Genomic DNA, 17635 nt, shown 5'->3' with positions numbered 1-17635 from the left:
GGCATGACGACGATCTTCAAGGTTCTGTTTTTCCTCGCCCTCATCCTTGCCGCCGGCTTCGGCTTTTCCTGGATTGCTGATCGCCCCGGCGACATCTCGCTCGTCTGGCAGGGTCAGAGCTACCAGACGACCTTGCTCGTTGCAGTCACGGCGCTCGTTGCTCTGGTCGCCCTCGTCATGGCCTTCTGGTGGGTGATCCGCACACTGTGGACATCGCCACATTCCGTGCGCCGCTTCTTCCGCGCCCGCAAGCGTGACCGTGGCTACCAGGCCCTGTCGACCGGGCTGATCGCAGCCGGTGCCGGCAACGCGCTGCTGGCTCGCAAGATGAGCGCCCGCGCCCGTGGCTTGATCCGTGCCGATCAGGAGCCGCTGATCCGCGTGCTCGACGCCCAGACGGCCCTGATCGAAGGGCGTCACGACGAAGCGCGCCGGCTCTATCAGGAAATGTCAGAAGACTCCGAAACCCGCGAACTGGGCTTGCGCGGCCTGTTTGTCGAGGCGAACCGTCTGGGCGCACATGAAGCCGCCCGACAATATGCCGAGACAGCCGCCGAACACGCGCCCTATCTTCCGTGGGCTGCCAAGGCGACACTCGAATATCGCTGCCGCGCCGGCCATTGGGACGACGCGATCCGCCTGCTGGACCAGCAGCGCATCGCCAATGTTCTCGATCGCCATGAGGCCGACCGCCTGAAGGCCGTGCTGTTGACGGCACGCGCCCAGGACCAGCTGGAGGCCGAACCGGCGGCTGCCCGCGATAGCGCGCTGAAGGCTCTTAAGCTGGCTAAGGATCTGGTTCCTGCGGCCATCGTGGCTGCCAAAGCCTATGTCCGCGAAGACAATTTGCGCAAGGCGGCAAGCACGCTGGAGCAAGTCTGGAAGATCGAGCCCCATCCGGAAATCGCCGCCGCCTATCTGCGAGCGAGAAGCGGTGACAGTGCCGCCGACCGTTTGAAGAAAGCGGAAAAGCTGGAAGCCCTGAAGCCGAACAACTACGAATCCCTGCTTGCAGTCGCCGAAGCGGCCCTTGATGCGCAGGATTTCAAGCGTGCTCGGGCCAAGGCCGAAGCCGCCGCCCGCATGGGATCGCGCGAACGCGTCTATCTGCTGCTGGCTGACATCGAGGAAGCCGAGACGGGCGACCAGGGCCGCATCCGCCACTGGATGGGCCAGGCTTTGAAGGCGCCTCGGGACCCGGCATGGGTGGCCGACGGCCATGTGTCTGAACGCTGGATGCCAATCTCGCCCGTCACGGGTCGCCTTGATGCCTTCGAATGGAAGATGCCCTTCGACCAGCTCGAAGGCCCGGTTGAAGAGGGTAGTCTGTCTCAGGGAGAGCAGGCGCTTGCTTCGCTGCCACCCATCAGCGACAAGACAATAGCAGAATCGGACCCCATAGAGGTAATCGAGCCGGACGTTGTTGTGGTCGACCGGGCGAAGTCGACCCCCAAACCGAATGCCGATGTCCAGAGCAGCAAACCCAGAGCGCCTGCCGAGACGGCAGCCGCAGCACCGATTGAGGTCAAGAGCCCGGAGCCCTTTTTCGGCAGACCGCCGGATGACCCTGGCGTCAAGGACCCGTCGCTCGCCACTGCCGAACCCAAGACCCGCCTCAAGCTGTTCTGACAGGAACCCGATGCTGCTCGATCGCCTCCAGACCTTCTTTCAGTCCGTCATGCAGGATCATCCGAAGGCAATCTTTGCTCATGATGACCCGCGCGTGGCCATGGCAGCACTCTGTTTCCAGGTGATGGAGTCCGATGGTGTCGTGCAGGATGTCGAGCGCGACAAGCTGCGTGCGATTCTCAAGGAGCAGTATGGCCTGGAGGGTGATCAGCTCGACGCCGTTCTAGCTGCGGGCCAACAAGCAGAAAACGAGGCGGTGGACTATTACCGCTTCACCAATGATCTGAAACGCCATCTGGACGAAACGGAGCGGCAGCAACTGGTCGGCATTCTCTGGGACATCGTCTATGCCGACGGGAAACGCAGCGAGATGGAAGATCACGCGATCTGGCGCGTCGCCGATCTCCTGGGCGTTTCGGGTCGCGAGCGCATCACCCAACGGCAGGAGGCCGCCCAGAGGGCCGGCCTTGGAGCCACCGACGATGCCCTCTGACCGACGAACCGGAACTAGCCCAATCAAGCAGCCAGTCCTGATCGTCCTGCATCAGGAGCGATCCAGCCCGGGACGGGTGGGGCAAATGCTGGAAGAGAAAGGCTATCCACTCGACATCCGGCGGCCCGTTCTTGGCCAGTCACTGCCGGACACCCTGGCCGGTCACGCCGGCGCCGTGGTCTTTGGCGGTCCGATGAGCGCCAATGATCCCGATGACTTCGTCCGGCAGGAGATCAGCTGGCTCGACGTGCCGCTCAAGGAAAACAAACCCTTCCTCGGCATCTGCCTTGGCGCCCAGATGCTGGTGCGTCATCTCGGCGGCAAGGTCGAGGCGGATCGCGAAGAGCGCACCGAAATCGGCTGGTACCCGATCCGACCCACGGAGCATGGCCGCCTTCTGATGCCATGGCCGAAAATGGTCTATCATTTCCACCGGGAGGGTTTCTCGCTTCCCCATGGCGCCAAGCTGCTGGCGACCGGTGACATCTATCCCAACCAGGCCTTCCGCTATGGTGAAAATGCTTGGGCCGTGCAATTTCACGCGGAACTGACGCGCGCCATGATGCATCGCTGGGTCGTGCATGGGGCGCACCGTTTCGTGCTGCCGAATGCGCAACAGGGCCGCGAGCATCTTGAAGGCCGGATGATCTTCGACGGGCCGCTCAAGGCTTGGCTATCCGATTTTCTCGATCTGATTTTCGAGGCGCCTCAACGCGCCTCGTGACGTTCCGGCGCCTCAAGACCGTCGATCTTGCGCAATTGCGGGAAGCCCAAAGCCCATATCACGGCAACCGCCAGCGTTCCGAAGCCACCGATAACGACGGCTGGAACCGGACCGATGAAATGCGCCATGGTGCCTGCGCGGAATTCACCAAGTTCGTTGGACGCCCCGACAAAGACCATGTTGACGGCATTCACACGTCCACGCACTTCGTCCGGCGTCCAAAGTGCAATCAGCGTCTCGCGCACATAGACAGAGGCCATGTCGGCCGCCCCCATCAACATCAGCGCCAGGATCGACACCCATGCGGTTTCGGAAAGACCGAACAGCACCGTACCGACACCAAACAGGGCGACGCCAACAAACATGAAGGTCCCGGCATTGTGGCGAATCGGGAAGCTCGCGAGCGCAATGGCGACCGCGATGGCGCCGACACCGGGTGCGGCCCTCAGGAGACCGAGGCCCCAGGGCCCAAGTGTCAGGATGTCGCGCGCAAAGACCGGCATCAACGCAATCGCGCCACCGAGAAGGACGGCAAAAAGATCGAGCGAAATCGCGCCGAGCACGACCTTTTCGCCGAAGATGAAGCGGAAGCCCGCAAGCAGGCTGTCACGCGTCACCGCCTTGTTGGAAACGCGCTGCGGCGGGCGCGGAATGGTGAAAACGAGAATAGCCGCCGCAACGAAGAACAGGAAGCAGACGGAATAGGCAATCGTCGGGCTTGCACCGTACAACAGGCCGCCCGCGACCGGGCCGACGATCGACGCCGTTTGCCACGAGGACGAGTTCCACGCCACCGCATTCGACAGATCCTTCGGCGGCACCAGATTGGGGCTGAGCGACTGGACGGCGGGCGCGGCAAAGGCGCGTTCGATACCGAAGACGACGAGAATGGCAAAGACGATCGTCGGCTCGAAGGCATCCGCGATCGTCAGCGCCAGCAGGGCACCGCCACATATCGCGCTGAGCACCATGCAAGCGGCCACGATGGCGCGGCGGTTGTAGCGGTCGGCGACGGAGCCCGTCACCAGGATCAGGAGCAGCGACGGCAGAAATTGCACCAGCCCGATCAGACCGAGATAGAAGGCACTCCCCGTCTTGTCATACATCTGCCAGCCGACCGAGACGCTGAGGATCTGGGTCGCGAAGGCACCGAGGAAGCGGGCAAAGAAGAAGCGCGCGTAGGAGGAGTGGCGGAACGCCGCGAAACGGTCGTCGGCCGAGGACGGGTGCATGGTCGAAAAACCTTGAGCTGCGGGAGAAGGCCCCTGCGTTAAACATGATTCGGATTGCGTGGGCCCCTTCCACTTGTCCGTTAAGTCGCCAATGTCTACATCTCTGTCAACCAAGAAATGGAGACTTGAATGGTTGCCCTCTTTCAGACGATCGACCTCGCCCTGAGCATCTTTACCTGGATACTGATCGGGAGCGCGATCTTCTCGTGGCTGTACGCGTTCAACGTGATCAATTCGAGCAATCGCTTTGTCGCGTCGCTCGGCCAGTTCTTCTACAATGTCACCGAACCCGTTCTGCGCCCGATCCGCCGCGTCCTGCCCGATCTCGGCGGCATCGACATTTCGCCGATCATCGTCCTTCTCATCATCTTCTTCCTGCGGTCCTTCCTGTGGAACAGCATTTTCCCGCTGGTTGCCTGATCGCGGAACGATGATCTGACCCAATACAAAAAATCCTCCGGATCGGAACGACCCGGAGGATTTTCAAACTTCAATCGCGTGAGGCGCCGTTTCCGGCTTACTTCTCGTCCTTGGCGCGCTGGATCGATTCCAGGATGATCTTCTTGGCGGCATCGACATCCATCCAGTCGCCGATCTTCACCCACTTGCCGGGCTCCAGATCCTTGTAATGCTCGAAGAAGTGCTGGATCTGTTTCAGCGTAATTTCCGGAAGGTCGGTGTAGTTGGCGATCTTGTCGTAGCGGCGCGTCAGCTTCGGCACCGGAACGGCGAGGATCTTCTCATCCATGCCGCCATCGTCTTCCATCATCATGACGCCGATCGGGCGCACATTGATCACGCAGCCGGGCACCAGCGGACGGGTGTTGCAGATCAGGACATCCAGCGGATCGCCGTCCTTGCAGAGCGTGTGCGGCACGAAGCCGTAATTGCCCGGATAGGTCATCGGGGTGTAGAGGAAGCGGTCGACGACGAGCGTGCCGGCGTCCTTGTCCATTTCGTACTTGATCGGTTGGCCGCCAACCGGAACCTCAACGATGACGTTGATGTCTTCCGGCGGGTTCTTGCCAATGGCAATTGCATCGATACGCATGTCTGGACCCCGTAGAGTGTTGAATTCTCGCGCTACCTAATGCGAAATATGGCGCAATGCAACACGGCTTTGGGTGAAGCTTGGGTGACACAACGGCCGAAGGTGCCAAGGGAGGGGAAACGTATCATGAAGACCAATTGGATCTTGCCGATCGTCATATTCGCAATGAGCTTGCCGATGGAACCGACATCTGCCGCAGCCAACGAGAGCGTCTATACCGACCTTGACCTGGACAACTGCCAGACACTGTCTGAGGATCCGATGGGTGGTTCCCTCAAATGCAAGGGCTATCGGGATTATCCGGTCTATTTCAAGGAAGGCGACCTGCGCCAGAGTGTCTTCTATGGCCATGTCGATCAGGAACTGATCGACGGCGCTTTCGAGAGCTTCTCCGCCTTCAACCACATCAACACGAAGGTCGAGTGGCGGCTCGACGATCAAGGCAAGCCGTTTGCTGCGATCCTCCGCTGGTTCATCGACAATCCTGGCCCGGACGGAAGCTCGACCCGCGCATCGCGCGGCGAGATCCTGGTCGTTTCGCGCGTCGGGACGGTGGACTATGGCGGCTCCTGCATGGTGGCGCTTGTCGATGCCAAGGCCAATCCGGATGCCAATGAAAAAGCCCGTCAGATGGCCGACGACACGGCAGCGGACTTTGCCTGCGGCATGCAGGAACCGGAATGGGTGGGTAAACGCGGTGAACTCGTCAGTGAACGGACGTTCAGCTGGCCGGCAGGTTACGTGGTCGAATGAGAGGACGACAAGACGGCGTCAGTTCCAGATGAAGCCGAGCTTCTTCAGGTGCACGTCGTCGAAATCCTCCATGCCCTCGACGGCATCGACGCCACCATTCGAGCGAAAGAAGTTCGCGGCAATCTCGCTGTCTTCCAGGCACCAGACCACCATGCCCTCGCAGCCGAGTGACTTCAACAGGCGGCGGGCTTCGTGGAACAGGGAATGACCGAGACCGACGCCCTGATATTCCGGACGCAGATAAAGCTCGTAAATCTCGCCTTCGTGCGGCAGGGCGCGAGCCCGGTTCAGGCCAAGCGAAGCATAACCGGCAACAATCCCGGCCACTTCGACGACGAGGATCGTGGCGGGCCCCCGCGTGGCCTTGCGCCACCAGGCCTCGCCGCGGCGCTCGATCATGCGCGTGAGCGCACGGTGCGGAATGATCCCGGAATAGGCATGTTGCCAGGCACTGCGATGAACATCGGCAATCGCCGCCGCATCCGTCGGGCCTGCCAAGCGCATGTCTATCGACAACGTCTTCATAACGTCACTTCCGCCTCGTTGGACCGGCACCGACGTCATGCCGGCCACCGCGAGAGACAGTTTATCTGTCCTTTCCGAAATTTAACGCTTTTTTAACCGTTCTCGCAAGCGCACAGGTGGCGGTTACACAGACAAAAACCCCGGCCAAGCTGACCGGGGTTTCATAATAACCAGTTTTTCCGCAGGTTCAGCCCTGCGATGCACGCTGCTTTTCGAACCGCTTGCGGTCGTTGGCATCAAGGAACATCTTGCGCAGACGGATCGACTTCGGCGTCACTTCCATCAGCTCGTCGTCCTGGATCCACGACAATGCGCGGTCGAGCGTCATGCGGATCGGCGGGGTGAGCTTGACGGCTTCGTCCTTGCCGGCAGCGCGGATGTTGGTCAGCTGCTTGCCCTTGAGAACGTTGACTTCCAGATCGTTGTCACGAGTGTGGATGCCGATGATCATGCCCTGATAGACCTTTTCGCCCGGCTCGATGATCATCGGGCCGCGATCTTCCAGGTTGAACATGGCGTAAGCCACGGCTTCACCCGAACCGTTCGACAGGAGCACGCCGTTAACGCGACCGGCGATCGGGCCCTTGTAGGGCTGGTAGTCGTGGAACAGGCGGTTCATGATCGCCGTGCCACGCGTGTCGGTCAGCAGTTCCGACTGGTAGCCGATGAGGCCACGGGTCGGCGCCAGGAACTTCAGGCGAACGCGGTTGCCGCCCGAAGGACGCAGTTCCGTCATTTCAGCCTTCCGCTCGGACATCTTCTGCACGACGATGCCGGAATGTTCTTCGTCGACGTCGACGACGACTTCTTCGATCGGCTCCATCAGCTGGCCGGTCGCTTCGTCATTGTGCATGACAACGCGCGGACGCGAAACGGCCAGTTCGAAGCCCTCGCGGCGCATGGTTTCGATCAGAACGGCGAGCTGCAATTCGCCACGGCCGGAAACGAAGAACGAATCCTTGCCTTCGGCTTCTTCGATCTTGAGGGCAACATTGCCTTCGGCTTCCTTGAGCAGACGATCGCGGATAACGCGGCTCGTGACCTTGTCGCCTTCGGTGCCGGCCAGCGGGCTGTCGTTGACGATGAAGGACATGGTGACCGTCGGCGGGTCGATCGGCTGCGCCTTCATGGCTTCTGTTACGGACGGATCGCAGAAGGTATCGGCAACCGTGCCCTTGGAGAGACCAGCGATCGCGACGATGTCACCAGCATGGGCCTCATCAATGGCCGTGCGCTCAATGCCGCGGAATGCGAGGATCTTGGAGATGCGGCCGGTTTCGATCGTCTTGCCGTCCTGAGCCAGAACCTTGACGGCCTGGTTGGACTTGATCGAGCCCGAAGCGATACGACCGGTGATGATGCGGCCAAGGAAGGGGTTGGCTTCGAGGATCGTGCCGATCATGCGGAACGGACCTTCTTCGACCGTCGGCTCCGGCACGTGCTCGAGCACGAGGTCAAGCAGCGGGGCGAGGCCCTGTTCCTTCGGACCTTCCGGGTTGACGTTCATCCAGCCATCGCGGCCCGAACCGTAGAGGATCGGGAAGTCGAGCTGCTCGTCGGTCGCATCGAGGTTGGCGAAGAGGTCAAAGACTTCGTTGATGACTTCTTCGTGGCGGCCGTCCGGACGGTCAATCTTGTTGATCGCGACGATCGGGCGCAGACCGACCTTCAACGCCTTGCCGACAACGAACTTGGTCTGCGGCATCGGGCCTTCAGAGGAGTCGACGAGAACGATCGCGCCATCCACCATTGACAGGATACGCTCGACTTCACCGCCGAAGTCGGCGTGGCCGGGGGTGTCGACGATGTTGATGCGGTGACCCTTCCACTCGATCGAGGTCGCCTTGGCGAGAATGGTGATCCCGCGTTCCTTTTCCAGGTCGTTCGAGTCCATCATGCGCTCGGCAGTACGCTGGTTCTCGCGGAACGAGCCGGACTGCTTCAGGAGCTCGTCGACGAGGGTCGTTTTTCCATGGTCGACGTGCGCGATAATCGCGATGTTACGCATTTTCATGATTTGGATCTCTGGCGGCTGGGGCGCTAGACAGGAGGAAGCGCCGATTTACTTTGGCGCGCTCATACCCTGTTTTTTGCAATTGCGAAAGGGGGAAACGCCCGGAGCGCCGGCGATGGTTACCGCCAGCGCTGCCAATTGCGCGGGTTAAGCCGTGTCAGGCGGCAAGGCCTCGCTTCTTCAACATGGCCTCCGGGCTCGGCATCTTGCCACGGAAGGCCTGATAGGCGTCCTTCGGATCGACCGATCCGCCGACGGAGTAGATGTGGTCCTTCAGCTTGCGTGCCGTCTCGGGATCAAAGGCATTGCCAGTCTCCTCAAAGGCCGAGAAGGCATCGGCGTCGAGCACTTCCGACCACATGTAGGAGTAATATCCGGCGGAATAGCCGTCACCGGCAAAGACATGCTGGAAGTGCGGCGTCGCATGGCGCATGACGATGGAGGCCGGCATGCCGATCTTCTCCAGCACTTCGGCCTGCACCGCCATGGGGTCCTCGACAACAGGGCGCGTGTGGAAGGCCATATCGACCAAAGCCGACGAAGTGAACTCGACCGTATTGAAGCCGGCATTGAAGTTGCGGGCCGCAAGAACCTTGTCGAGCAGCGCCTGCGGCATCGGCTCACCCGTTTCGAAATGCACGGCATAGGTCTTGAGTATCTCGGGCACCGTCAGCCAGTGCTCGTAGAGCTGCGATGGAAGCTCGACGAAATCGCGCGATACGCCTGTACCCGACACGGTCGGATACGTGACGTTTGATAGCATGCCGTGCGCCGCATGGCCGAATTCGTGGAACAGGGTGCGCGCATCGTCGAGCGATAGAAGGGCAGGCTTACCCGGCTCCGGCTTTGCAAAATTGCAGACATTGTAGATGATCGGGATCTCGCCGAGCCTGCCATTGGCGAGCGGCAGGCGGTGCTGCGCCTGGAAGCTGCTCATCCAGGCGCCGGAGCGCTTCGAGGAACGGGCGAAATAGTCGCCGAGGAAAAGAGCGACGAGCCTGTCCTCTCGGTCGCGGATTTCGAAAACCCGCACATCCGGATGATAGCCGACGACATCGGTGAGTGGCACGGCATGAATGCCGAAGAGGCGGCCCGCCACGTCGAAGCAGGCTTCGATGATCTTCTCCAGCTGCAGATAGGGCTTGAGCTCGGCTTCGGAAAAATCGAACTTCCGTGTCCGCAGCTTCTCCGCGTAGTGCCGCCAGTCCCAGGGGGCGACCTCGTGATTGCGCCCTTCTTCGGCGATGAGTTCCGCCAAAGCCCGCTCTTCGTCACGAGCCTGGACGACAGCCTTGTCCCAGACCTGCATCAGGAGCCCGTTCACGGCCTCGGCCGTTTCGGCCATGGTGTTGTCGAGCTTGAGAGCGGCGTAATCGGCATAGCCGAGAAGCTTTGCCTTTTCGGCACGCAGCGCCAGCGTCTCGGTCACGATCGTGCGGTTGTCGGTCTCTCCGCCGCTGATGCCCCGCGATGTCCAGGCCTTGAAGGCAATCTCACGCAGGTCACGACGCTCGGAGAAGGTGAGGAAGGGCTCGATGATCGAGCGCGACAACGTGACGACGTGAGAATGTCCACCGTCATGCGCCTGAGCAGCAGACGCCATGGCATCGCGCAGAAAGCCCGGAATACCGGCGAGATCGTCTTCACCTGACAAGGGCAGGACCCAGGATGATTCATCCGCCAGCACATTCTGGCCGAAACTGGCGCCGAGGCTGGCAAGCCGTTCGTTGATGGCGGCAAGCCGCTCTTGCTCCGCTTTCTCCAGCTTGGCGCCGGATTTGACAAACCCCTTCCAGTGCCGTTCCAGAACCCGGGTCTGTTCAAGCGTCAGTCCCAGCGTGTCACGCTGCTCCCAAAGAGCGTCGATGCGCCGGAACAGCGGCATGTTGGTGCCAATCTTCGAATAGTGGCGCGACATCTTTGGTGCGATCTCGCGCTCCAGCGCCTGTATCTCAGGGTTGGTATGGGCACCGGCCCGGTTCCAGAACAGGGCTGAGACACGCGACAGCGCATCCCCGGCCACTTCCAGAGCAACGATGGTGTTGGCGAAGGTGGGCGCTTCTGGATTGCCCGCAATGGCTTCGATTTCCGCGTCGTGCTGGGCAAGCGCGTCCTCTAAGGCCGGCGCATAGTCGGCATCGCCAATCTGTTCGAACTTCGGCAATCCGTGAGGACCACCCCATTCCGTGACGGCGGGATTGAACGCGGGTGAACCTGTCATGAAAACCTCCTTCGGCGGCACCTGGGATCGGCGAAGCAACTATCTTGGATATGCTATTGCGACGGCGCCGTGGCAAGCATGCAAAAAGCGGTGAACAAGAATAGATTTTTCCTTTGGAGCGGAACATCACGATTGACGAATTTTCGGAGAAAGCGATAGATCGATTCATCCTATGAAAGGACGGTCACCGCCATGGAAATATTTCCAATTCAGCCGGTTGGCATTTCACCGCTGAAACTGCGGGAAAGCAGTGCCCAGCCGAATGTGAGAATGTCGGAACTCGCCCCGAAGGCGACTGCATCCAAGGACCAGGACGTCTTTGAGGAAGCGCTGTCCGTCTTTGCCAGCATGACACCGCGCCGCCTGCGGGAAATCGCGACTGAAAGCTTCCAGAAAGACGAAATCGACGAAGGGACGTTCCGCGAGCTGTCGACGGAGCTGCCTTTGCAGGCGGTAGACCGAAACGGAAACGTCGCAGACCTTTCGACACTGACGGATGACACCCAATTCGACTACGCCGAATATTACCGGACCCAGCAGTCGCTGGCCGAAATGATCGGCGATATGGATATGGCCGATTCCTATTCCAAGGTCCTGGACTTCTTCTCTCGAACGAGCTGATTCCCGCTTTTCATCGTGGGAAATTTTTAAGCTCGATACGATCTCCATTTCGCCCTAAGTGATCACAGCGCTGCCTGCGCAGATTTCGATGATCAAGGCGATGGACATGACGACAGTGTCGATGAGTGAACGGCGAACGACTTTTCTCGGTGCGCTGCTCACCACGCTTGGCCCGATCTCGATGGCGATCTATACGCCAGCCATGCCACAACTGGTCCAGGCCTTTTCGACGACGGAAGCGTCGGTAAAGCTCAGCCTCTCCCTCTTTTTCGGTGGTTTTGCGCTGGCACAACTCGTGACCGGACCCTTGTCCGATGCTCTCGGTCGCAAGACGGCGACCCTGATTTTCCTTGCGATCTACATCGCCGGCTCGCTACTGGCGGCACTGGCGCCATCGATCGAATTCATCCTTGCCGCACGGCTCATCCAGGGAATAGGCGCATCAGTCGGCGTGGTGGTTGGGCGCGCCATTGTCCGAGACCTCTACGTCGGCGTAGACGCCGCCCGGATCCTCAACACCATCGGTATCTTTCTCGCCATCGGTCCCGCCATGGGACCAACGCTCGGCGGACTGACTCTAGCGGCTTTCGACTGGCACGCCGTATTCCTGCTCCTCGTCGGCTTTGGCCTGCTGGCAGGCCTTTGCACACTCCTGTTCATGCGGGAGACGGTTGCGCGTGATCTCAGCCGACTGCGGCCTATACGTCTCGCCCGTGCTTACCTGGAGGTCGCGGGCAATACACGTTTCCTGGCCGCATCCCTCGTTCTCAGTGGGGCCATTGGAGCGCTATACGCGCAATCGACCATGTTGCCCTTCATCCTGATCAATCGTGTCGGCCTCACCCCCACGCAGTTTGGTCTCGGCATGCTGATGCAGTCCGGATCATATCTGCTCGGGTCGCTCACTTTGAAGCTGGTGGACTCGCGCCTCGGTGGACCCCATGCGGCGCGGATCGGTATTGGCCTGTGTGGTCTCGGTGGCCTCGCCATGGCGTTGTCGGTGGCTTTCGTTGAGCCCCATTATCTGACGATCATGGGCCCGGTTGCGATCTGCACCTTCGGGATCGCCTTTCTCACACCCCATGTGGTTACCGTCAGCATGGCGCCCTTTGCGCAAATTGCCGGTTCCGCCTCGGCCATGACCGGCTTTCTGCAGATGAGTGCAGGATTTCTCGGCGGCATCGCGGCAGCCGCCATGGGCGATCCGCTGCATGCCTTCGGCATCATCATACCGACGATGGAATTCTGCGCTGTCGCCGGCTTCCTCTGGCTCAACATCCTGTCGAAACAATCCTGATCACGACAAGAAAAAACCCGTCTGCCCATGGGGCAGACGGGTTGGACATGTCTTCAATGTCAGGCTTACTTGCCGAGATTGCGCTTGGCGAGCGTGCGCAGGCGGAGCGCATTGAGCTTGATGAAGCCGGCGGCATCCTTCTGGTCATAGGCACCCTGGTCGTCTTCGAAGGTGACGAGCTGGTCGGAATAGAGCGACTTCGACGATTCGCGGCCGATCACCATGACATTGCCCTTGTAGAGCTTCAGCGTCACTTCGCCTTCGACATGCTCCTGGCTCTTGTCGATCAGGGCCTGCAGCATTTCGCGCTCGGGCGAGAACCAGAAGCCGTAATAGATCAGCTCAGCGTAACGCGGCATCAGCTCATCCTTGAGGTGCGCTGCACCGCGGTCGAGTGTGATCGATTCGATCGCACGGTGAGCTGACAAGAGGATCGTGCCGCCGGGGGTCTCGTAGACACCACGCGACTTCATGCCAACGAAGCGGTTCTCGACGAGGTCAAGACGGCCGATACCGTTGTCGCGGCCGTAATTGTTGAGTTCTGCGAGCAGCGTTGCCGGGCTCATGCGAACGCCGTTGATCGAGACGGCGTCCCCTTTTTCGAAGCCTACCTTGATGATGGTCGCCTTGTCCGGTGCGGCTTCCGGGGAAATCGTGCGCATGTGCACGTATTCAGGCGCTTCCTGGGCCGGATCTTCGAGAACCTTGCCCTCGGACGAAGAGTGCAGGAGGTTGGCGTCAACGGAGAACGGCGCCTCGCCCTTCTTGTCCTTCGCAACCGGGATCTGGTGCTGTTCGGCAAAGTTCAGGAGGTCCGTACGGCTCTTGAACGCCCAGTCGCGCCAAGGCGCGATGATCTTGATGTCCGGGTTCAGCGCATAGGCCGACAGCTCGAAACGGACCTGGTCGTTACCCTTGCCGGTCGCGCCATGGGCAATCGCATCGGCGCCGGTCTTCTTGGCGATATCGATCAGGTGCTTGGAGATCAGCGGACGGGCGATCGAGGTACCGAGCAGGTAGACGCCTTCATAGACGGCATTGGCGCGGAACATCGGGAAGACGAAATCGCGGACGAATTCTTCGCGCACGTCCTCGATGAAAATCTCCTTGATGCCGAGCATCTCGGCCTTCTTGCGCGCCGGCTCGAGCTCTTCGCCCTGGCCGAGATCGGCGGTGAAGGTGACGACTTCAGCGCCGAGTTCGGTCTGCAGCCATTTCAGGATGATGGAGGTGTCGAGGCCGCCGGAATAGGCGAGGACGACTTTCTTCACGTCTTTGGGGAGTGCCATGTCGATGCGTTCCGTCTGGAGGGTGCGAGGCTCAAACCCCGCCTGGATCAAGAATGGCGGCACTTTTAGCGAGATTCCGCTGGCGTGCAAGGGCAAGAGGGGCTGAGAGCGTCAGAGATGGCGGCCAATATTCATGCGCTGATGGAGGATGCGGATGAGAACAATCGCTTGCCGGGTTTCACGATACACGAGGTAATGGGATTGGTAAGTTACGATCAGATAGGCCTTGGTGAGTTGCGGAATTTTCCGACCCCTTCGTCCACCCTCGCAGATCTCCTGCAAGCTGGACTTGAGCCCGAGCGTATAAGTGATTGCTTGATCCAGCCCCCATTGCTCTTCAGTGTAATCGAAGATCCCATCGATATCCCGCGCTGCACGTGGTGAAACGATCAGGCGCTTCATTCCGCAGCTGACTGGCGGCGTTTGCGATCAATGAAGTCGTCAAAGTCAAAAGGCTGCGGCTCCCCCGATGCCTCGCCCTCTTCGATGGCGGCCTTGATGGCGGCAAGGCCATCCACATCGTCGCGCAAAAGCGCAAGAGCGGCTTCGATCACTTCGGCCTCCGAGGCGTAATCGCCAGCGACTATCCTGGCCTCGATAAAGTCAGCCAGCTCTCCGGAAACGGTCACAGTGGTCATCTTGTTCATCGGCAGCAATCCTCCATCGACGGCTGTCACGTTGACGATGCCTGGCTAGGATACCATATCGCCATCATCGACAACACTGCATGTCTTGAAGGAGTTTGCCATGACGATCCAGCATCCCGCATTCGCGAAGGGCAATGTCGCCGTGGTCACCGGGGCCGCATCCGGCATCGGACTGGCCGCTGCCAAGGCATTTGCACGCATGGGCCTCTGTGTTGTCCTGGTCGACCTCGAAGGCGACAGGCTGGCCGATGCCGCCCTCCAGGTGGCCGCACTCTCGGCAAGCGGCGAGACCGATGTCGTCGCCATCGGCACCGACGTGTCGAAGCTCGATGAACTCGAAGCACTGGAGCGTGCCGTCATCCAGCGCTTCGGTCGGGTGCATATCCTGATGAACAATGCCGGCATCCAGCCCGGCAGCGCGCTCTTCGGCCCCCAGGCGAACTGGGAAAACGTGTTTGCCGTCAACCTGATGGCCGTGATCAACGGCAGCCGCACCTTCGGCCCCGGCATGGTCGCCCACAAGGATCCGGCCGTGATCATCAACACCGGCTCCAAGCAGGGCATCACCACGCCGCCGGGAGACCCGGCCTACAATGTGGCAAAGGCCGGCGTGAAGGCCTTCACCGAAGCCCTGCAGCACGAGCTTCGCAACACGCCAGACTGCAATGTCACCGCCCATCTGCTCATTCCAGGCTTCGTTTTCACATCACTGACTGCCAATGGCAGGACCGAGAAGCCCGCTGGCGCCTGGACGTCCGAAGAGACCGTCGACTTCATGTTCGAAAGCCTCGACCGCGGCGACTTCTACATTCTTTGCCCGGACAACGAAGTGAACCGTGCGCTGGACGAGAAGCGCATTGCCTGGGCCGCCGGCGACATCATCGAGAACCGCCCGCCGCTCTCGCGTTGGCATCCCGATCACGCCGATGCCTTCAAGACCTATCTGTCGATGCCACGCGACTGATTGGCAATCGCCAGGAAGCCCGCTAGAGAAGAAGCACCCGCGCCTGGCGGGTGTTTCGCAATGCGGTGCCCTCAATGGATTTCATTCCCAGCCTGCCCGTCTTTCTGGCCTTCAGCCTCGCCCTGCTCCTGCTCGCAATCACGCCCGGCCCCGACATGACGCTCTGGATCAGCAGATCCCTGCGCGACGGTCGCGCCGTCGGTCTGATGACGCTGGCGGGTACCAGCTTTGGCATTGCGATTCACACCATGCTGGTCGCCTTCGGCATCTCGGCCCTCATCGTCGCCTCCCCGACAGCCTTCCTGCTGCTGAAAACAGGCGGGGCGGCCTATCTGCTGTGGCTCGCCCTGCAGGCAGTCCGCCATGGCTCAAACTTCGTCATCAAAGCGGAAGGGGATGCCGTCGTCTCGAAGAAGGGGGCCTTCCTCAACGGCCTCTGGGTCAACCTCTTGAACCCCAAGGTCATCATCTTCTTCATGACCTTCCTGCCGCAGTTCGTCACAGCAACCGACCCAAATGTCACGGGCAAGCTGCTTTTCCTCGGGCTATGGTCGATCGTGCTGTCGCTGCCGATCGGCATCGGCATCGTCTATGGGGCAGATTTCATGTCGACCTGGCTGCAGGCCAACCGCAAGGTCCTGCGCGGCATCGACTACACCTTTGCCGGCGTCTTCTCGATCTTCGCCGTGAAGATCCTCATGACCCAGGCGAAGTGAGTGGAAACGCGCAACCCTTCAGCTACGTCGCGGGATGCGAGTGATCTTTGCGCCGAGTGCATTCAGTCGCTCGTCGATGCGCTCATATCCGCGTTCGATCTGCTGGGCATTCTCGATCATGCTAGTGCCATCGGCACACATGGCAGCAATCAACATGGCCATGCCGGCGCGAATGTCAGGGCTTTCGAGCCGCGCGGCGGTCAATCGGGCCGGGCCCGAAATGACAGCACGGTGAGGATCGCACAGAACAATACGCGCGCCCATGGCGATCAGCTTGTCGACAAAGTACATCCGGCTTTCGAACATCTTTTCGAACATCAGCACCATGCCTTCGCATTGGGTAGCCGTAACGATGGCGATGGACATCGTATCGGCCGGGAAGGCCGGCCAGGGCTGATCCTCGATCTTCGGCACATGGCCGCCGAAATCGGAGCGGATCTTCAGCGCTTGCGCGCTCGGCACGAAGAGATCGTCACCCTCGATCTGGCAGCGGATGCCGAGGCGCTCAAAGGTCATCAAGGTCGAACGCAGATGTTCGACACCGGCCCTGCGAATGGTGATCTCGGACTTCGTGACAGCGGCCAGGCCGATCAGCGAACCGACCTCGATATGATCCGGGCCAATCCGGTGCGCGGTCCCGCCCAGTCGCTCGACGCCATGAATGGTCACGGTATTGGTTCCGATCCCCTCGATCCTCGCGCCCATCGCGTTGAGAAAATGGGCAAGATCCTGGACGTGCGGCTCGGAGGCGCAATTGCGCAAAATGGTGGTGCCGCGGGCCAGTGCAGCCGCGCAGAGCGCGTTTTCGGCCGCCGTGACCGAGGCCTCGTCGAAAAACACATCGGCACCGACCAGTCCCTCGGTCGAAAAGACATAATGCCCATTCACCTCGATTGTCGCGCCAAGCTGCTGTAGCGCCAGGAAATGGCTGTCGACGCGCCGACGCCCGATGACATCGCCGCCTGGTGGTGGCAGGGCGATGCCGCCGCAGCGCGCCAGCATCGGACCGGCAAGCAGGATCGATGCACGAATGCGCGAGCACAGTTCCGGATCAAGATCGGCCGGCCGCAGTTCGGCGGCCTCGATCACCAGAGTATTGTCTCCAGTCCAATCAGCCCTGGCACCGACGGAGCGGATCAGCTCGACCAATGCCTCGACATCACGGATGCGCGGCACATTCGAGAGCGTCACTATGCCAGAGGTCAGGAGCGCGGCAGCAATGATCGGCAGCGCCGCATTCTTGTTGCCGCTCGGCGTGATCTCGCCCTTGAGTCGCACACCGCCCTGAACGACATATTTGACCTGCTCGCGCGCCTTGATTTCCCCCATGGCAATGTCCCCATTCGTTGAATATCTGACGGAGGCGCTAGTTTTGGGCGGTATGGTCGCCGCAGCGCCGCTTGAAAACTCGGGTGTTACAGCCGATTGAGTCGCAACAATGACATCCGCATCTCGGCAG

Annotated in this window: 18 protein-coding genes; 9 read left to right on the top strand and 9 right to left on the bottom strand. The window is 60.6% G+C overall.

Going from position 1 to position 17635, the window contains the following annotated elements:
- Positions 1 to 3 precede the first annotated feature (3 nt).
- Genes DFO46_RS18440 through DFO46_RS18430 form a run of 3 tightly spaced genes read left to right on the top strand, consistent with a single transcriptional unit; the run spans position 4 to position 2846 of the window.
- Positions 4 to 1629 carry a heme biosynthesis protein HemY gene (locus DFO46_RS18440; protein ID WP_120278494.1) on the top strand — a complete coding sequence of 542 codons (1626 nt, stop codon included), beginning with the start codon at positions 4 to 6 and terminating at the stop codon, positions 1627 to 1629.
- Between the two features lie 13 nt (positions 1630 to 1642).
- Positions 1643 to 2122 carry a TerB family tellurite resistance protein gene (locus DFO46_RS18435; protein ID WP_110791450.1) on the top strand — a complete coding sequence of 160 codons (480 nt, stop codon included), beginning with the start codon at positions 1643 to 1645 and terminating at the stop codon, positions 2120 to 2122.
- On the top strand, positions 2112 to 2846 hold the full coding sequence (locus tag DFO46_RS18430) for a glutamine amidotransferase (RefSeq protein ID WP_120278493.1): 735 nt from the start codon (positions 2112 to 2114) through the stop codon (positions 2844 to 2846). Before DFO46_RS18435 ends, DFO46_RS18430 begins: the two co-directional genes overlap by 11 nt.
- Here the strand turns inward: DFO46_RS18430 and DFO46_RS18425 are convergent.
- Positions 2831 to 4078 (bottom strand): MFS transporter, encoded by a 1248-nt coding sequence (locus DFO46_RS18425; protein ID WP_110791181.1) that lies wholly within the window; start codon positions 4076 to 4078, stop codon positions 2831 to 2833. The two genes, DFO46_RS18430 and DFO46_RS18425, sit on opposite strands and share 16 nt — an antisense overlap.
- Before the next feature lie 129 nt (positions 4079 to 4207).
- Here DFO46_RS18425 and DFO46_RS18420 point away from each other — a divergent pair, with 129 nt between their 5' ends.
- A complete protein-coding gene (locus DFO46_RS18420; protein ID WP_110791182.1) occupies positions 4208 to 4498 on the top strand; it encodes a YggT family protein in 291 nt (96 codons plus the stop codon).
- Positions 4499 to 4595: 97 nt separating this feature from the next.
- Here the strand turns inward: DFO46_RS18420 and ppa are convergent, their stop codons facing one another.
- A complete protein-coding gene (gene ppa, locus DFO46_RS18415) occupies positions 4596 to 5129 on the bottom strand; it encodes an inorganic diphosphatase (RefSeq protein WP_110791183.1) in 534 nt (177 codons plus the stop codon).
- A 126-nt stretch (positions 5130 to 5255) separates the two neighbouring features.
- On the opposite strand from ppa, the gene DFO46_RS18410 reads away from it, so the two are divergent.
- Positions 5256 to 5882, top strand: coding sequence for a hypothetical protein (locus DFO46_RS18410; RefSeq protein ID WP_245422644.1), 627 nt, complete (start codon positions 5256 to 5258; stop codon positions 5880 to 5882).
- An 18-nt stretch (positions 5883 to 5900) separates the two neighbouring features.
- Here the strand turns inward: DFO46_RS18410 and DFO46_RS18405 are convergent, their stop codons facing one another.
- The 3 genes from DFO46_RS18405 to DFO46_RS18395 all read right to left on the bottom strand — a co-directional run bounded on the left by DFO46_RS18405 (position 5901) and on the right by DFO46_RS18395 (position 10642).
- Positions 5901 to 6407 (bottom strand): GNAT family N-acetyltransferase, encoded by a 507-nt coding sequence (locus DFO46_RS18405; RefSeq protein WP_110791184.1) that lies wholly within the window; start codon positions 6405 to 6407, stop codon positions 5901 to 5903.
- Positions 6408 to 6594: 187 nt separating this feature from the next.
- Positions 6595 to 8421 (bottom strand): translational GTPase TypA, encoded by a 1827-nt coding sequence (gene typA, locus DFO46_RS18400; RefSeq protein ID WP_110791185.1) that lies wholly within the window; start codon positions 8419 to 8421, stop codon positions 6595 to 6597.
- 157 nt (positions 8422 to 8578) lie between these two features.
- A complete protein-coding gene (locus DFO46_RS18395) occupies positions 8579 to 10642 on the bottom strand; it encodes a M3 family metallopeptidase (RefSeq protein WP_120278492.1) in 2064 nt (687 codons plus the stop codon).
- Positions 10643 to 10834: 192 nt separating this feature from the next.
- Between DFO46_RS18395 and DFO46_RS18390 the strand changes: the two genes are divergently transcribed.
- The gene (locus DFO46_RS18390; protein ID WP_120278491.1) at positions 10835 to 11263 is read left to right on the top strand and encodes a hypothetical protein; all 429 of its coding nucleotides are present in this window, start codon (positions 10835 to 10837) and stop codon (positions 11261 to 11263) included.
- A gap of 106 nt (positions 11264 to 11369) precedes the next feature.
- Positions 11370 to 12560 (top strand): multidrug effflux MFS transporter, encoded by a 1191-nt coding sequence (locus tag DFO46_RS18385; protein ID WP_245422643.1) that lies wholly within the window; start codon positions 11370 to 11372, stop codon positions 12558 to 12560.
- 65 nt (positions 12561 to 12625) lie between these two features.
- On the opposite strand, the gene DFO46_RS18380 is transcribed toward DFO46_RS18385, so the two are convergent.
- From DFO46_RS18380 to DFO46_RS18370, 3 genes are all read right to left on the bottom strand, one after another.
- Positions 12626 to 13849, bottom strand: coding sequence for an argininosuccinate synthase (locus DFO46_RS18380; protein WP_110791453.1), 1224 nt, complete (start codon positions 13847 to 13849; stop codon positions 12626 to 12628).
- A gap of 111 nt (positions 13850 to 13960) precedes the next feature.
- Positions 13961 to 14251 carry a type II toxin-antitoxin system RelE/ParE family toxin gene (locus DFO46_RS18375; protein WP_110791188.1) on the bottom strand — a complete coding sequence of 97 codons (291 nt, stop codon included), beginning with the start codon at positions 14249 to 14251 and terminating at the stop codon, positions 13961 to 13963.
- Positions 14248 to 14496: a type II toxin-antitoxin system ParD family antitoxin gene (locus tag DFO46_RS18370; protein ID WP_110791189.1), complete on the bottom strand. Its 249-nt coding sequence runs from the start codon at positions 14494 to 14496 to the stop codon at positions 14248 to 14250. The genes DFO46_RS18375 and DFO46_RS18370 overlap by 4 nt, the downstream gene beginning before the upstream one ends.
- Before the next feature lie 100 nt (positions 14497 to 14596).
- Between DFO46_RS18370 and DFO46_RS18365 the strand changes: the two genes are divergently transcribed.
- Complete coding sequence (locus DFO46_RS18365; protein WP_120278490.1) at positions 14597 to 15460, top strand: SDR family NAD(P)-dependent oxidoreductase; 864 nt, start codon at positions 14597 to 14599, stop codon at positions 15458 to 15460.
- Between the two features lie 74 nt (positions 15461 to 15534).
- The gene (locus tag DFO46_RS18360; protein ID WP_110791454.1) at positions 15535 to 16176 is read left to right on the top strand and encodes a LysE family translocator; all 642 of its coding nucleotides are present in this window, start codon (positions 15535 to 15537) and stop codon (positions 16174 to 16176) included.
- An 18-nt stretch (positions 16177 to 16194) separates the two neighbouring features.
- On the opposite strand, the gene murA is transcribed toward DFO46_RS18360, so the two are convergent.
- Positions 16195 to 17505: a UDP-N-acetylglucosamine 1-carboxyvinyltransferase gene (gene murA / locus DFO46_RS18355; protein ID WP_120278489.1), complete on the bottom strand. Its 1311-nt coding sequence runs from the start codon at positions 17503 to 17505 to the stop codon at positions 16195 to 16197.
- Positions 17506 to 17635 lie beyond the last annotated feature (130 nt).

It is taken from the genome of Rhizobium sp. AG855 (assembly GCF_003610655.1).
In the GTDB taxonomy this organism is placed as follows: Bacteria; Pseudomonadota; Alphaproteobacteria; order Rhizobiales; family Rhizobiaceae; genus Allorhizobium; species Allorhizobium wuzhouense.
This window is presented reverse-complemented; position numbering and strand designations above follow the sequence as displayed.

Coding starts and splice junctions, on each gene's coding strand:
- DFO46_RS18380 (WP_110791453.1), bottom strand. CDS start 13,849: ATGGCACTCCCCAAAGACGTGAAGAAAGTCGTCCTCGCCTATTCCGGC.
- typA (WP_110791185.1), bottom strand. CDS start 8,421: ATGAAAATGCGTAACATCGCGATTATCGCGCACGTCGACCATGGAAAA.
- DFO46_RS18390 (WP_120278491.1), top strand. CDS start 10,835: ATGGAAATATTTCCAATTCAGCCGGTTGGCATTTCACCGCTGAAACTG.
- DFO46_RS18440 (WP_120278494.1), top strand. CDS start 4: ATGACGACGATCTTCAAGGTTCTGTTTTTCCTCGCCCTCATCCTTGCC.
- DFO46_RS18425 (WP_110791181.1), bottom strand. CDS start 4,078: ATGCACCCGTCCTCGGCCGACGACCGTTTCGCGGCGTTCCGCCACTCC.
- DFO46_RS18370 (WP_110791189.1), bottom strand. CDS start 14,496: ATGAACAAGATGACCACTGTGACCGTTTCCGGAGAGCTGGCTGACTTT.
- DFO46_RS18410 (WP_245422644.1), top strand. CDS start 5,256: ATGAAGACCAATTGGATCTTGCCGATCGTCATATTCGCAATGAGCTTG.
- DFO46_RS18405 (WP_110791184.1), bottom strand. CDS start 6,407: ATGAAGACGTTGTCGATAGACATGCGCTTGGCAGGCCCGACGGATGCG.
- DFO46_RS18430 (WP_120278493.1), top strand. CDS start 2,112: ATGCCCTCTGACCGACGAACCGGAACTAGCCCAATCAAGCAGCCAGTC.
- murA (WP_120278489.1), bottom strand. CDS start 17,505: ATGGGGGAAATCAAGGCGCGCGAGCAGGTCAAATATGTCGTTCAGGGC.
- ppa (WP_110791183.1), bottom strand. CDS start 5,129: ATGCGTATCGATGCAATTGCCATTGGCAAGAACCCGCCGGAAGACATC.
- DFO46_RS18420 (WP_110791182.1), top strand. CDS start 4,208: ATGGTTGCCCTCTTTCAGACGATCGACCTCGCCCTGAGCATCTTTACC.
- DFO46_RS18360 (WP_110791454.1), top strand. CDS start 15,535: ATGGATTTCATTCCCAGCCTGCCCGTCTTTCTGGCCTTCAGCCTCGCC.
- DFO46_RS18365 (WP_120278490.1), top strand. CDS start 14,597: ATGACGATCCAGCATCCCGCATTCGCGAAGGGCAATGTCGCCGTGGTC.
- DFO46_RS18375 (WP_110791188.1), bottom strand. CDS start 14,251: ATGAAGCGCCTGATCGTTTCACCACGTGCAGCGCGGGATATCGATGGG.
- DFO46_RS18395 (WP_120278492.1), bottom strand. CDS start 10,642: ATGACAGGTTCACCCGCGTTCAATCCCGCCGTCACGGAATGGGGTGGT.
- DFO46_RS18385 (WP_245422643.1), top strand. CDS start 11,370: ATGACGACAGTGTCGATGAGTGAACGGCGAACGACTTTTCTCGGTGCG.